Here is a 14,883-nt window from a genome sequence, read left to right on the forward strand (position 1 = left end):
ACCCGTGCTTCCGGCGGGGGTTGCGCGGCGGGCGACTGCGCGCGCAGCGGCACCGGCGCCACCCCGGCCTCGGCCTGGGGTGCCTGCCCGGCCTGGTTGTCGCGCGGGCGGGTGGTCTTCTCGTGCTCGCCACCGCCCTGGTTGCTGGCCTGGGCGAGGAAGTCCGCCTGCGCCTGCGTCAGCGGGCTCTGCGTCTGGGTCAGGATGACGTCGAGCGTCGGCACCACCGGCGCCGCGCTCTCGAGTGCAAAACCCACGCCCAGCAGCAGCACGCCGTGGAACAGCAGCGACAGCACCAGGGTCGCGGTCAGGCGCTGGTTCTCGTCGGGCACCGGGCGTACCGGCACGCGCGGGCCGGCCATCGCGGCGGCAGCGCCGCTCATGGGGCCCCCGATGCGCGCCGGTCCGCGATCGCCACCACCGGCCGGCTCATGCCGCCGCGGACGCCATCCGGCGCTCGATCACGTCGAACAGGCGGCCGGCGATGCGCGTGCCGTAGGCCGCGTCGATCTCGCGGATGCAGGTCGGACTGGTTACGTTGACCTCGGTCAGGTAATCGCCGATCACGTCGAGGCCGACGAAGAGCATGCCGCGCCGCTTCATCTCGGGTCCGACCTGGGCGGCGATCCAGCGGTCGCGCTCGCTCAGCGGCCGCGCTTCGCCGCGCCCGCCGGCGGCGAGGTTGCCACGGAACTCGTCGCCCTGCGGGATCCGCGCCAGGCAATAGTCGACCGGCTCGCCGTCGACCAGCAGGATGCGCTTGTCGCCCTCGCTGATCTCGGGCAGGTAGCGCTGCGCCATGGCCAGCTGCCGCCCGCCGTCGGTGAGGGTCTCCAGGATCACGTTGAGGTTGGCCTCGCCCGCCCGCGCCCGAAAGATCGAGCGGCCGCCCATGCCGTCAAGTGGCTTGAGCACCGCCTCGCCGTGCTCGGCCACGAAGGCCTTGAGGGTCGCGTTGTCGCGGGTGACCACGGTGGGCGGGCAGCACTGCGGGAACAGCAGGGCGGCCAGCTTCTCGTTGTAGTCGCGCAGGCCCTGGGGGTCGTTCACGATCAGCGCCCCGGCCTGCTGGGCGATGCCGAGCACCTGGGTGTCGTGGATGTATTCCGCGTCGACGGGCGGGTCCTTGCGCATCAGGACGGCTTGTCCGGGACCAAACTCAAAATGTGATGTAGATCCCAATTTGAACCATTGCTTCGGGTCGTCCTCCACGGCCAGCGGGGCCGCCAGCGCGAAGGCCTGGCCGTCGCGCAGCGACAGCCCGCCGGGGCGGACGTAATGGAGGCGGTGGCCGCGGTGCTGGGCTTCCAGCAGCATGGCGAAGGTCGAGTCCTTGGCGGTCTTGATGGACTCGATGGGATCCATCAGGACGACGATGTCGAGCGTCATGGCAATGGGCAGGCGACGGGTCGGGCGATGGTAGCAGGCCGGTGCGCCGGGACGACGACGACGGCTCGAAAATCGCGAACGCGGCGGCTGAATGGCCCTTTTTTTCAGGGCCCGGATGCAATTCGTGCTTGACAGTTGCGGTCAGGCTTGGAATAAAGGCAGGCAAGCGAGGCGCCGCCATGCTCCACAAATAAAATGGCGCCCGCACTTGGGGAATACGGAATGCTTGACGAGGGCCGCAAGGGCAGCCTCGATGGACTGCGGGTCATGGTGATCGATGACTCCAAGACCATCCGGCGCACTGCAGAGACGTTGTTGAAGCGCGAAGGCTGTGACGTCGTCACGGCCGTCGATGGCTTTGAGGCGCTGGCGAAGATCGCCGACCAGCAGCCACAGATCATCTTCGTGGACATCATGATGCCGCGGCTGGACGGCTACCAGACCTGCGCGCTCATCAAGAGCAACCAGCTGTTCAAGGGGACGCCGGTGGTCATGCTGTCCTCCAAGGACGGCCTGTTCGACAAGGCCCGCGGGCGCATCGTCGGCTCCGAGCAGTACCTCACCAAGCCTTTCACGCGCGAGGAACTCCTCGGCGCCATCCGCACGCACGTAACCAACGAACCCAGCAACGCCTGACCGGGGGGTAGGGCATCCATGGCACGCATTCTCTTGATCGAAGACTCGCCGACCGACACGGCGGTCCTCACCCAGTTGCTGGAACGCAACGGCCACCAGGTGCTTTCATCCGGCAGCGCCGAGGACGGGATCGAGGTGTGTCGCCGCGAACAGCCCGACCTGGTGCTGATGGACGTCGTCCTGCCCGGCATGAACGGCTTCCAGGCGACCCGCGCGCTGTCGCGCGACGCCGACACCAAGGCCATCCCGGTGCTGATCGTCAGCACCAAGAGCATGGACACCGACAAGGCCTGGGGCCTGCGCCAGGGCGCCAAGGACTACATCGTCAAGCCGCCGCGCGAGGACGAGCTGGTCGCGCGCATCAACGACCTGCTCGGGGACTGAGCGCGGCCGTGGACACGAACATGACGCCCTTCGAGGTCCTGGTCGACTACGAGCGTCGCAGCCTCGCGCACGTCGTCGGCCTGCCCGAGCAGATCGACGCGCCGGGCCTGTGGCGCGGCGTCGGCTACCGCATCGGCAGCCGCCGGCTGGCCTCGGGCTTCGACGAGGTGGTGGAAATCCTGACCCTGCCCCAGGTGACGCCGGTCCCCGGCGCCCAGGCGTGGCTGCTCGGCCTGGCCAACGTGCGCGGCAACCTGCTGCCGGTGGTCGATCTCAAGCAGTTCCTGCAGGCCGAGCGCACGGTGATCCACGAAGGGCAGCGCATCCTGCTGGTGCGCCAGTCCGGCGGCAACCTCGCCGTGCTGATCGACGAGTTGTACGGACAGCGCAGCTTCAACGAGGAGCAGCGGCACGACGCCGCCGCGGGCATGGACGCGTCCCAGGATGACGCCGGCACCTGGGCGGAAGGCCGTTACCGGCATTTCATCGATCACAGCTATCGGCTGGACGACACCGAATGGGGCGTCTTCAGCCTGGATCGCCTTACCCGCACTCCGGAATTCAGGCAGGCCGCCGCCGACTTCGCACGGCCTGAACTGGGCAATCGCAACACACTTGAGGTTGAATCATGAGCACTGACATGAATAACGCTGTTGGCAAGGTCCGCCAGTACGGCGTCAACACCTGGTTGACGGTGCTCGGCATCGCCCTGGTGGTGTTCGGCCTCAACACGGGCTACTCGGTCTGGAAGGCGTCCCGCCTCGGCGGTGCGAGCTCCGCGGCCTCGGACCTGCAGGTGCTCTCGCAGAAGATGGCCGTGCAGGGCCGCGAAGCGGTCGGCGGCCAGCAGGACGCGTTCACCGCGTTCAAGGCGACCAAGGCGCAGATCGACGGCCACATCAGCAGCCTCAACAGCAACTTCGGCGACACCACCGGCGTCGCCGGGCCGATCCGCGAGGTCACCCAGACCTGGCAGCCGCTGGGCGAGAGCGCCGAGAAGCTGATCCAGAGCGAAGAGGCCGTGCTCGGCCTGGCCGGCAACATCGACAGCTTCAACGCCAAGGTGCCGCAGCTGCAGGCGAACCTGGACGAGCTCGTCCGCGCCATGTCCTCCAGCGGCTCGCCGTCCTCGCAGGTCTACTACGCGCTGCGACAGGTCGTGCTCTCGGGTACGATCGCCCGCCGCATCACCGAGATCCAGGCCGGCGGCAGCGGCGCCACCGCGGCCGGTGACGCGCTCGCGCGCGACGTGCTGGTCTTCGACAACGTCCTGACCGGCCTGCGCGAGGGTGGCGAGAACCCGTCGATCACCGCGCTGAGCAACCAGGGCGCGGTCAGCGCCCTCGGCCAGGTCGAGACACTCTGGGCCGACATGCGCAAGGACGTCGACGCGATCCTGGGCAGCACGCCCAACCTGTTCCAGGCGCAGGCCGCGGCCAACAGCCTGACCGAGGGGTCGGATGCGCTGGAGTCGGACAGCAAGACCCTGTTCAACGCCTTCACCTCGACCGGTTCGATGAAGGACACGAACCTGCTGGGCAACATCTGGATCAGCATCGTGTCCGGCGCCATTGCCCTGCTCGCGATCGTCGGCTTGCTGTACTCGCTCAACCGCGCGCAGCAGGTCCGCTACCAGACCACGAAGGAACTCAACGACCGCAACCAGGAGGCGATCATGCGCCTGCTGGACGAGATGGGTTCGCTCGCCGAAGGCGACCTGACCGTGAAGGCGACCGTGACCGAGGACATGACCGGCGCGATCGCGGACTCGATCAACTTCGCGGTCGAGCAGCTGCGCAGCCTGGTGCAGACCATTACCGATACCTCGGTGCAGGTCGCCTCCAGCGCGCAGGAAACCCAGGCCACCGCCATGCACCTGGCCGAGGCCGCCGAGCACCAGGCGCAGGAAATCAGCTCCGCCTCGAGCCGCATCAGCGAAATCGCCGACAGCATCAACCAGGTGTCGCGCAACTCCGCCGAATCGGCGGACGTGGCGCAGCGCTCGGTGCAGATCGCGACCAAGGGCGCCGGCGTCGTGCGCCAGACGATCGCGGGCATGGACAACATCCGCGACCAGATCCAGGAAACCTCGAAGCGAATCAAGCGACTGGGCGAAAGCTCGCAGGAGATCGGCTCGATCGTCGAACTGATCAACGACATCTCCGAGCAGACGAACATCCTGGCGCTGAACGCGGCCATCCAGGCGGCTTCGGCCGGCGAGGCGGGCCGCGGGTTCGCGGTCGTGGCCGACGAAGTGCAGCGACTCGCGGAACGCGCCTCGAACGCGACGAAGCGAATCGAGACCCTGGTCCAGACCATTCAGTCCGATACCAACGAAGCGGTCAGCTCGATGGAGCAGACGACCTCGGAAGTGGTCGCCGGTGCGCGACTGGCCGAGGATGCGGGTACTGCGCTGGGCGAGATCGAAAAGGTGTCGTCCGACCTGTCGGGCCTCATCCAGGGCATCTCGAGCGCGGCGCAGCAGCAGACCAGCGCGGCGTCGAACATCACCGAGACCATGAACACGATCCAGTCGATCACCGCGCAGACCTCGCAGGGTGCGAGCCAGACGGCGGAATCGATCGGGAACCTCGCGCAGCTCGCCGCCGACCTGCGCCGTTCGGTCGCCGACTTCAAGCTGCCGGCTTGACGCTGGGCTGGCAGCACGATGAGAGAACCGAGCATGAACACGCCGGGCATGTTCGATCCAGGGATGCGCATGGTGCGCAGCCACGCTGACGGGCAGGTCCGACCATGACCGTGATGAGCGACGCGATCGACACCACCACGCTGGGCTGGATCAAGCCGGAGCTGGACCAGACACTGCAACAGGCCCGCGACGAGATCGAGGCCTTTGCGGAAAACAAGGGCGATACCGCCCGCATGCGCGCGTGCGCCGCCCACCTGCACCAGGTGCACGGCACGCTGCGCATGGTGGAGCTGTATGCGCCGGCGATGGTCTCTGAAGAGATGGAGCGCCTGTCGCTCGCGCTGCTTCACGGCGAGATCGAGAACCGCGACGAAGCCTGCGCCGTTCTCATGCGCGGTGCCGTCCAGCTCCCGGACTACCTGGAACGCCTGCAGGGCGGTCACCGGGACATCCCGATCGTGCTGTTGCCCCTGCTCAACGAGCTGCGTGCGATGCGCGGCGAAGTGGGGCTGAACGAAAGCGTCCTGTTCGCACCCAACCTCGACCGTCCCCTGCCTTCCGACCTGCCGGCCTCGCTGCCGGCGAGTGGCAAGCCCGGCAGCACCGCGAGCGCGCACCTCGCGGCGCTGCGCAAGTCCCTCAACGACTGGCCCGAGCACGCGGGCCCGGCCGATGCCGCCGGGCTGGTGAGCGCCATCGACGGCCTGCTGTCCGATGTCGCCGTCGAGCCGCTGCGCCGCATGCTGTGGGTGGCCCAGTGCGTCGCCGAGGCCCTTCGCGACAATGCCATGCCGGCCACCCGTGCCCTCCGCCACGCCTTCGGTGGCGTGGAGCGCGAGGCGCGCCAGATGCTGGAAGGCGACGATTTCAGCGGCCCGCGCAGCGGTCCCGCCGCGGAGCCGACCCGCCAGCTGCTGTACCACGTCGCGCACAGCGCGGGCGGTCACCCGGCGCTGGACGCGCTCCGGGAAACCTTCAACCTCGACGCGCAGTTGCCGAGCGAGTCCGAAGTCGAGCACGCGCGCGGCAGCCTCAGCGGCCGCAACCGCGAGCTGCTCGACACCGTGTCGGCGGCGATCAAGGAAGACCTGTTGCGCGTCAAGGACGCGCTCGACCTGCACCTGCGCACCCAACAGGACGACGTCGGCGGACTCGCGCAGCAGGTGGACGTGCTGACCCGGGTCAGCGACACCCTCGGCATGCTGGGCCTGGGCATGGCCCGGAACGTGGTCGTCCAGCACCGCGACATCCTGCGCGACATCGTCAACGGCCTGAAGCCGGCCGACGAGGGCGCCCTGCTCGATGTCGCCGGCGCCCTGTTGTACGTCGACGCGAGCCTGGACGACCAGGTGTCGCGCCTGGGCCACCAGGGCCCCGAACAGGAAGGCAGCCTGCTGGCGAGTGAATCGCGCAAGGTGCTCGACGTGGTGGTGCGCGAGGCGATCGCCAACTTCGGCGACGCCCGCCAGTCCTTCGTGGCCTTCGTCGAGACCAACTGGGACCACGACGAACTGGCCGAGGTGCCGCGCCTGCTGGACGAGGTCGGGGGCGCGATGCGCATCCTCGAGCTCGAATTGCCCGGCGAGTACCTGCGCGGCATCAAGCGCTACACCGAGGTGGAGCTGATCGGCCGTCGCAAGGTGCCGACCGGCAGCCAGCTCGACACCCTGGCCGACAGCCTGGCCAGCCTGGAGTACTACCTCGAGGCGGTGCGCGAACAGCGCCCCAACCGCGAGCGGATCCTCGACATCGCCCGCCAGAGCCTGGAGACGCTGGGCTACTGGCCGGTGCCCAGCACCGCGGACCACGTGGTGGCCGGCGACCTGCCCGGCGCCATGCGCATCGACGACGACACCCGCGAAGCGGTGTCGCGCGCGTTGGGCGAGCTGGAGCGCGCGCCTGCGCGCGCCACTGGCGTTCCCGCCGAGGCGGCATTCGATAGCCCGGACGCGCCGGCCGTAGCGCCGGAGGCCGCGGACACGGTAGCGCCGGTCGGTCACGCCGCGCACAGCCCGGTCGCCGACGCGGGCGTCGCCTCCGCCGGCTTCGAGCACAGCGACGACATCGACGACGATATCCGCGAGGTCTTCCTCGAGGAAGTCGAAGAGGAGATCGCCAATCTCGGCAACCTGTTGCCGACCTGGTACGAACAGCCGGGCGACAAGGAAAAGCTGCGCCCGATCCGCCGCGTCTTCCATACCCTGAAGGGCAGTGGCCGCCTCGTCGGCGCGCGCACCCTGGGCGAGTTCAGCTGGAAGATCGAGAGCATGCTCAATCGCGTGCTCGACACCGACAATGGCCGCGAGCCCAGTCCCGCGGTCGTCTCCGTGGTCGAGCATGCCTTCGCCGTGCTGCCGCAGCTGCGCGACGCGCTACAGGGTGGCGCGGTCGTCACCGCGGATCTGGCGGGACTGGAGGCCATCGCCGATCGGGTCGCGGCGGGCGAGGAAGTCTTCTACACCGCACCCGAGCCCCAGGCCGAAGCCGTCGCGGACGAGACGCCCGCGAGCGAGCCGGCAGCGGAGATCGAAGTGGAGGCCGAGAGCACGCCTTCGGTCGAGGAAGTCGCCCTCGAGGCGAGCGAGCCCGAAGCGTCTGTCGTCGAAGAAGTGGTGGAGCCCGACCCCGTCGGTATCCCTGCCTCGGTCGATCCGGTCCTGCTGGAGATCCTCGACACCGAGGTCACCGGTCACCTGGCCACCATCGAAGACTGGATCGCCAGCGCCCAGGTCGTGCCGCAGCACGTCAACGACGGCCTGCAACGCGCCATCCACACCCTGAATGGCGCGTTCGCCATGACCGAAGTGCCGGTGATCACCGAGATCACGGCGCCGGCGGAGGGCTACGTCAAGCGCCTGCTGGTGAGCGGTGCGCCGGTCAATGCCGAGGGCGTCGCCACCCTGGCGGCGGTGGCGCATGCCATCCGCAACACGCTCGAGGCGCTCAAGACGCCGGCGCCACGCATTCCCGCGTTCGAAGGCCTGGCCGATCGCGTGGTGGAACTGCGCGACGCGCTGCCGGCCGTGCAAGCCCCGGTCGGCATCGAGGCCATCGAGGAGCCCGTGGCGCCGGCGCCCACTCCGACGCCAGCGCCGGAGCGCGAACGGACCGGCCACCTGGTGTCCATCGACCTCAGCAGCTTCGTCGGCCACGTCGACGCAGTCCCGTCCCATCTGGCGCGCAGCCCCGAAGCGGTTGCCGCCGAACTCGACGAAGTGGCGCGCATCGAGCGCGAGCGCGAAGAGCAGCTGCAGTCCGGCCGCATGGCGCCCACGCGTGATGCCGCATCCGAAGATGCGATCAACCGCGAAGCCGCGCTGCTTGAGGCCGAGCGCATCGAGGCCGAGCGGCTGGAAGCCGAACGCGCACAGGCCGAGCGCCTCGCCGCGGAGCGTGCCGAAGCCGAGCGCGTGGAAGCCGAACGCCTCGCCGCGGAGCGTGCCGAAGCCGAACGCGCGGAGGCCGAGCGCCTCGCCGCGGAGCGTGCCGAAGCCGAGCGCGTGGAGGCCGAGCGCCTTGCCGCGGAGCGTGCCGAAGCCGAGCGCGTGGAAGCCGAGCGCCTCGCCGCGGAGCGTGCCGAAGCCGAGCGCGTGGAGGCCGAGCGCCTCGCCACCGAGCGTGCCGAAGCCGAGCGCGCCGAAGCCGAACGCCTGGCCGCGGAGCGTGCCGAAGCCGAGCGCGTGGAGGCCGAGCGCCTGGCCGCGGAACGTGCGGAAGCCGAGCAGACCGAGGCCGAACGTCTTGCTGCCGAGCATGCCGAAGCCGAGCGCCTGGCAGCCGAACGCGCGGAAGCCGAGCGCCTCGCCGCCGAACGCGCCGAAGCCGAGCGTCTCGAGGCCGAACGGCTCCAGGCGGAGGAAGAGGCGGAGTACGCGCGGCTGGAAGCCGAGTACGCGGCCGGCAAGGACAGCGCCGGGGACAAGGTCGAGTCGGACACGGCGACCGCGGGCGAGACGCCGGTGGCTGTGCCGGCCGATGCCGATCCGGCGCTCGAGCCGGCGGTCAGCCACGTCCTCCTGGCCGCATTGGCCGTGGATGCCGACCCGGATGCCGACCTCGACCTGGCCGATCTCGACCCGGAGCTCGTCGACATCTTCGTGGAGGAGGGCGGCGACCTGCTCGATCATTCCGACGGCCTGCTGGCGCAGCTGCGCCAGTCGCCCGAGGACCGTGACATCCTCGTCGGCATGCAGCGCGACCTGCATACGCTGAAGGGCGGTGCGCGCATGGCCGGCATCATGGCCGTTGGCGAGCTCGGCCACGTCATGGAGTCGCTGCTCGAGGCCGTCGTCGAACGTCGCGTCGAACTGGGCCGCGACAGCGTGCCCTTGCTCGAGCAGGGCTTCGACCGCCTGCATGCGATGGTCACCCGCGTCGGTGAGCGCAAGGCGATCGCGATGCCCGAGGCGATGATCGCCGAGTTCGAGGCACGCTCACGTGGGACCACCACCCTGGTCGAGCCCGATGCCGCGTCCCCGGTCGCCGATGCGCCCGAGGCCGCTCCGTCGCCGGCGGCGAGCGAACGCTCCCGGGTCGAGGCGCCTGTCGCGCGCCCGGGCCTGTCGGCGCCGATCGGCAGTGAGACGCTGGTCGACGACGACGACGAGATCATGGTCCGCACCCCGCAGGAACAGGTGCGCATCCGCGCCGACCTGCTGGACCGCCTGGTCAACTACGCCGGCGAGGTCGCGATCTACCGCGCGCGCCTGGAGCAGCAGCTGGGTGCGTTCCGCGGCGCGATCGCGGAAATGGCTCAGACCAACACCCGCATGCGCGACCAGCTGCGTCGCCTCGAGATCGAGACCGAAGCACAGATCGTCGCGCGCTACCAGCGTGAGGCCGACAGTGGCGAACCCGCGTTCGATCCGCTGGAGCTGGACCGCTTCTCGACGCTGCAACAGCTGTCGCGCGCGCTTTCCGAGTCCGCGGCCGACCATGGCAGCCTGCAGCAGACCCTCGACGACCTGACCCGCCAATACGAGACCCTGCTCCTGCAGCAGTCGCGCGTGAGCTCGGAGCTGCAGGAAGGCCTGATGCGCACCCGCATGGTGCCCATCGATGGCCTCCTGCCGCGCCTGCGTCGCGTGGTGCGCCAGGCATCGGGCGAACTGGGCAAGCACGTCCAGCTCAAGCTCGACGGCTCGCAGGGCGAGCTGGACCGCAACGTCCTCGAGCGCATGACGGCACCGCTGGAGCACATGCTGCGCAACGCGGTGGCGCATGGCCTGGAAACGCCCGAGGCCCGTCGCAAGGCAGGCAAGGCAGAGGAAGGCAGCATCCGCATCGCGGTGCGCCGTGAGGGTTCGGAAGTCGTCCTGGTGGTCTCCGACGACGGCAGCGGCCTCGACCGCGAGGCGATCCGCAAGCGCGGCCTGGAGCGCGGCCTCATCCGCGAAGGCGCGGTGCTGGGCGACTCCGACCTCGACATGCTGATCCTCGAGCCCGGGTTCTCGACCGCCAGCGAAGTCAGCCGCCTGGCCGGCCGTGGCGTCGGCATGGACGTGGTGGCCAGCGAAGTCCACCAGCTGGGCGGCACGCTCGACATCCGGTCCACCCCGGGCAAGGGCGTGACCTTCACCCTGCGCCTGCCGCAGACGCTCGCGGTTACCCAGGCGGTGTTCGTCAAGATCGGCGAGACCAGCTTCGCGGTGCCGATTGCCTCCGTGCGTGGCGTCGGCCGCATCAGCCGCGAAGCGCTGGAGGGCCCGTCCCCGAGCTACGAGTACGGCGGCGAAGACTACGTCGTGCACGACCTTGGCCAGCTGATCGGCCATGCGCCGGCCAAGGCCGAGGGCCAGTTGCAGATGCCGGTCCTGCTGATCCGGTCCGGTGACCTGCGCGCGGCGGTCTGCGTCGACCAGGTGGTCGGCAACCGCGAGATCGTGGTGAAATCGGTCGGTCCCCAGGTCGCATCCGTGCCGGGCATCTTCGGCGCGACGATCATGGGTGACGGCCGCGTGGTGGTCATCCTCGACGTCGCCCCGCTGGTGCGCCGCCGCGCGGCGATGCCCGAAGATGCCAACGTCGAGCCGATGCCGAGCCACGAGCCGCGCCGCGTGCCGCTGGTCATGGTGGTCGACGACTCGGTCACCATGCGCAAGGTCAGCGGTCGCGTGCTCGAGCGCCATGGCTTCGAGGTCGCCACCGCGAAGGATGGCATCGATGCGCTTGAGCGCATGACCGAAGTGGTGCCCGACCTGATGCTGCTCGACATCGAGATGCCGCGAATGGACGGCTACGAACTGGCCACGGAAATGAAGGCCGATTCACGTCTGCGCGACGTGCCGATTGTGATGATCACCTCGCGTACCGGCGACAAGCATCGCCAGCGTGCGCTTGAAATCGGCGTCAACCGCTACCTGGGCAAGCCGTACCAGGAGCCGGAACTGATGCGCAACGTGTACGAACTGCTCGGGATCGAACAAGAGAATGACTGAAACCGCCCGTCGCGTAGCCCTGCTGGTCCGTCCCGGCGTTGCCGGTGACCGCCTGCGCGAACTGCTGGCCGAGGCCGGCATCGAAAGCGTCCTGCAGGGCGATCCGACCGAACTGGCGGCCGAAGCGCTTGCCGAGTCCGGCCCGCAGGTCGTGCTGGTCGCGCTCGATCCGGAGACCGAGGATGCGCTGGAGCGGTTCGATGCCGTGCTCGGCAGTCCCGACGTCGACGTGATCTACGAGGAAGCCGAGCTGGCTGCGGTACGGGAAGGCTGGGAGCAGGCGCGCTGGAAGCGGCACCTCCTGGCGAAGCTCCAGGGCCACGATCGCGTCCTGCCGCCGCGTCCCGATGGCAGCGCGGACGCCGACCCCGTTGCGCTGCAATTGCTCAGCGTGGGCGACGTCAGCGACCAGGACCTGCAGGACTTCGACCCCGAGCTCGCGGCTGCCGACGCGGCACCGGCAGCTGCCGTTGAGACCGCGCCCGAAGCGGCGTCCCGTGACGCGGTCTTCGACGCCGGCGCGACCGGCGGGCTGTCGCTCGAGGACCGCGGCCAGGAAGACCTCACGTTCCAGGACGACACCGGTCCCGCGGAGGACGTGGCATTCGAAATCGAGGCGTCCGAAGACGTCGGCGATCGTGGCGCCGTGTTGCCGGAGGCGGATGATTCTGGCTTCGAGATCACCCTGGGCGACGCGGAAGGACAGGCTGCGTCCTTTGATTCGACTGGGTTGACGCTCGAGGAAGAGCGCGCCGTGGATCCGACGGCTTCCGAAGCCGGTGGCGAGACCATCGAGCTCGACGTCGCCGACTTCCAGTTCTCTGCGAGCAGTTTCGACCCGGCACTCGCCGAGGCCGAGGAGGCTGCGGGCAATGGCGACGGCTCGGGTTTCGAGATCACCTTCACGCTCGACGACGAGGGTCCGTCGGCGTCGCCGCGCGATGGCGACGATGGCCTGGAAGCACACCTGGAAAGCCTGATCCGTGCGTCGTCGGGAGACACGCCATCGCCCGCCGCCGAGGACGGCCCGGTTGACGCGACGCCTGTCGCGAGCCCGCAGCCACCGCCGCTCCCGCCCAAGGGCTCGAGCTTCGGCGAACTGAGCCTGGCCGACGGCGATGGCGACTATGTGGCACCTCAGACGCGGGCGGCCGACGACCGCTTTGGCCGCGACCTGGCCGATCTCGACGAACGCATCGCGTCGCTGGAACTGGTCGACGACAGCGCTGAGCGCGGCGGCGGCATCCCGGGCGCCGTGCTGGTGATGGCCGGCATCGGTGGCCCCGACGCCGTCCGCCAACTCCTGGGCGCGCTTCCCAACGACTTCCCGCGACCGGTCCTGGTGCAGCAACGCCTCGACGGGGGGCGCTACGACCGACTCGTGGCGCAGATGCAACGCGCGACCACGTTGCCGGTACAGCTGGCCGAGCCCGGCCAGCACGCCGTGGCCGGTTTCGTCTACATGCTGCCTGCCGGCCTGGGCATCCAGCCCGCGGCGGATGGCATGCGGTTCGTCGCCGAGGGCGAGATCCTCGCCGCGCTCCCGGCCGCCGACAGTGCGGTGGTGCTGCTCAGCGGCAGCGATCCGGCTGACGTCGACCAGGCACTCAAGCACCGTGCCGGGGGTGCCCTGGTGGCGGGGCAATCCGCCGAAGGCTGCTACGACGCATCGGCTTCCGACCAGCTGGTGGCGCGGGGCGGTGAATCCGGCCAGCCGGCCGAACTCGCACTACGCCTGGCCGAGCGCTGGCTCGCCTGAGGAAACCCGTCATGTCCCAGACCTCATCCAACCCGAGCGAAGAACGCAGCGTCCGCGATATCCGGGGCGTGCTCATCCAGGTCGCCGGCGCCCGCCTGATCCTGCCCAACGCGACGATCGCCGAAGTGCTCTCGTACGCCGCGCCGGAACCGTTTGCCAATGCGCCGGACTGGTTGCTGGGGCGGATCCGCTGGCACGGTTGGCAGGTTCCCCTGGTGGCGTTTTCCCAGCTTGCAGGCATCGACCAGGACAAGCCCGGCCTGGGCAGCAAGGTCGTCGTGCTCAAGGCGCTGGGCGGCAATCCCCGCGCGCCCTACTTCGCGATCCTGACCCAGGGCTTCCCGCGCCTCGTGACGGTGGCCGATACCGGTATCGCGCTCGACGAGGAACAGGGCGAGCTGCCCGCGGCCGTACACGCCCGCGTGGTCCACAACGACGACCTCGCCCTGTTGCCCGATCTCCAGTCGCTGGAGGCCCGGATCGTGGACGCGATCGCCGAAGCGGCTTGAACGCCGGCGGTTCGTCCGACGGTGCGTCCCCGGGCGTCCGGCTCGCATCGGTCGACGCCCTGCGTGGCGTCACCGTGGCCGCCATGCTGCTGGTCAACAACCCCGGCGATTGGGGCAACGTGTATGCGCCCCTGCTGCACGCCGACTGGCATGGCTTCACCCCCACCGACCTGATCTTCCCGCTGTTCCTGTTCGTCGTTGGCGTCTCGATCAGCCTTGCCCTGGGCCGGCAGATCGAGCACGGACGGCGCGCGTCGGAGCTCGTGCGGTCCGTCGTGGCGCGTGCCGCCCGCATCATCGGCCTCGGCCTGCTGCTGCACCTGTGCGCCTACTGGGCCTTCGATCTGGCGCACTACCGGGTCATGGGCGTGTTGCAGCGCATCGGCCTGTGCTACCTGCTCGCGGCACTGGCAATGCTGTACCTCTCCGCGCGCCTGCAGTGGGCCGTGCTCGGCGCACTGCTCCTGGGCTACTGGGCGCTGCTTGCCGCCGGCGGCACGCTGGCCCCCTGGACCAATGCCGCCAGCCGTTTCGACACCTGGATACTGGGCGTGCACGGCTACCAGTACGACGCGGCCACGGGCCTGGGCCACGATCCCGAGGGCCTGGCCAGCACGCTGGGTGCGTTGGCGACGACCGTGCTGGGCCTGCGCGCCGGCGACGCCCTGCGCCACGGCCGGCGACGGGCACTGCTGCTGGGCGCCGTGGCCGCGATGCTGCTGGCGCTGGCCTGGCAGCTCGTGCTGCCGATCAACAAGAACCTGTGGACGCCTTCCTACGTGCTGTGGAGCGGTGGCCTGGCGTGCGCCCTGTTGCTGCTTGCACACGAAGCGATCGATCGCCGCGGCTGGCCGGCCTGGGGGCGGGCCTTCGGCGTCAATGCGATCGCGGCGTACGCCGGCTCGGCCTTCATGCTTTACGCGCTGGTGGCACTCGGCTGGCTCGAGCCCCTGTACCGGAAGGGATTCGCGCACTGGCTCGCACCGGGCTTCGGGCCTTACGTGCCGTCCTTGGCCTACGCGCTGGCCTTCGTCGCCCTCTGGTGGGGCGTGATGAGGGTACTGGACGCGCGAGGCATCCACTTCAAGGTCTGAGACGGCCCGGGCGTCCCGGCGCAAG

Annotated in this window: 9 protein-coding genes and 3 pseudogenes; 9 read left to right on the plus strand and 3 right to left on the minus strand. The window is 69.6% G+C overall.

The window, feature by feature from the left end; genetic code table 11:
- Positions 1 to 383, minus strand: a pseudogene (locus FKV25_RS07085) (energy transducer TonB); the annotation flags it as partial.
- A 46-nt stretch (positions 384 to 429) separates the two neighbouring features.
- Positions 430 to 1,389, minus strand: coding sequence for a glutathione synthase (gene gshB, locus FKV25_RS07090; protein WP_141518091.1), 960 nt, complete (start codon positions 1,387 to 1,389; stop codon positions 430 to 432).
- A 222-nt stretch (positions 1,390 to 1,611) separates the two neighbouring features.
- On the opposite strand from gshB, the gene FKV25_RS07095 reads away from it, so the two are divergent.
- From FKV25_RS07095 to FKV25_RS16655, 5 genes and pseudogenes are all read left to right on the plus strand, one after another.
- Entirely contained in the window at positions 1,612 to 2,025 is a 414-nt protein-coding gene (locus FKV25_RS07095; protein WP_141518092.1) for a response regulator, read from the plus strand.
- 18 nt (positions 2,026 to 2,043) lie between these two features.
- Complete coding sequence (locus tag FKV25_RS07100; protein ID WP_141518093.1) at positions 2,044 to 2,409, plus strand: response regulator; 366 nt, start codon at positions 2,044 to 2,046, stop codon at positions 2,407 to 2,409.
- A gap of 20 nt (positions 2,410 to 2,429) precedes the next feature.
- Positions 2,430 to 3,041 carry a chemotaxis protein CheW gene (locus FKV25_RS07105; protein ID WP_141518094.1) on the plus strand — a complete coding sequence of 204 codons (612 nt, stop codon included), beginning with the start codon at positions 2,430 to 2,432 and terminating at the stop codon, positions 3,039 to 3,041.
- Positions 3,042 to 3,049: 8 nt separating this feature from the next.
- On the plus strand, positions 3,050 to 5,059 hold the full coding sequence (locus FKV25_RS07110; RefSeq protein WP_425462612.1) for a methyl-accepting chemotaxis protein: 2,010 nt from the start codon (positions 3,050 to 3,052) through the stop codon (positions 5,057 to 5,059).
- Positions 5,060 to 5,172: 113 nt separating this feature from the next.
- Positions 5,173 to 7,992 (plus strand): annotated as a pseudogene (locus FKV25_RS16655) (Hpt domain-containing protein); the annotation flags it as partial.
- Between the two features lie 367 nt (positions 7,993 to 8,359).
- Here FKV25_RS16655 and FKV25_RS16660 read toward each other — a convergent pair.
- Positions 8,360 to 8,836, minus strand: coding sequence for a pentapeptide repeat-containing protein (locus FKV25_RS16660; protein WP_425462613.1), 477 nt, complete (start codon positions 8,834 to 8,836; stop codon positions 8,360 to 8,362).
- A gap of 314 nt (positions 8,837 to 9,150) precedes the next feature.
- Between FKV25_RS16660 and FKV25_RS16665 the strand changes: the two are divergent.
- From FKV25_RS16665 to FKV25_RS07130, 4 genes and pseudogenes are all read left to right on the plus strand, one after another.
- A pseudogene (locus FKV25_RS16665) lies at positions 9,151 to 11,496 on the plus strand (response regulator); the annotation flags it as partial.
- Positions 11,489 to 13,255: a chemotaxis protein CheB gene (locus FKV25_RS07120; RefSeq protein WP_141518097.1), complete on the plus strand. Its 1,767-nt coding sequence runs from the start codon at positions 11,489 to 11,491 to the stop codon at positions 13,253 to 13,255. The pseudogene FKV25_RS16665 and the gene FKV25_RS07120, both read left to right, overlap by 8 nt.
- An 11-nt stretch (positions 13,256 to 13,266) precedes the next feature.
- On the plus strand, positions 13,267 to 13,764 hold the full coding sequence (locus FKV25_RS07125) for a chemotaxis protein CheW (RefSeq protein ID WP_141518098.1): 498 nt from the start codon (positions 13,267 to 13,269) through the stop codon (positions 13,762 to 13,764).
- Positions 13,761 to 14,858 (plus strand): acyltransferase family protein, encoded by a 1,098-nt coding sequence (locus tag FKV25_RS07130; protein WP_281286212.1) that lies wholly within the window; start codon positions 13,761 to 13,763, stop codon positions 14,856 to 14,858. The genes FKV25_RS07125 and FKV25_RS07130 overlap by 4 nt, the downstream gene beginning before the upstream one ends.
- Positions 14,859 to 14,883 lie beyond the last annotated feature (25 nt).

The sequence above is a fragment of the Marilutibacter aestuarii genome, from assembly GCF_006546775.1.
Lineage (GTDB): Bacteria > Pseudomonadota > Gammaproteobacteria > Xanthomonadales > Xanthomonadaceae > Marilutibacter > Marilutibacter aestuarii.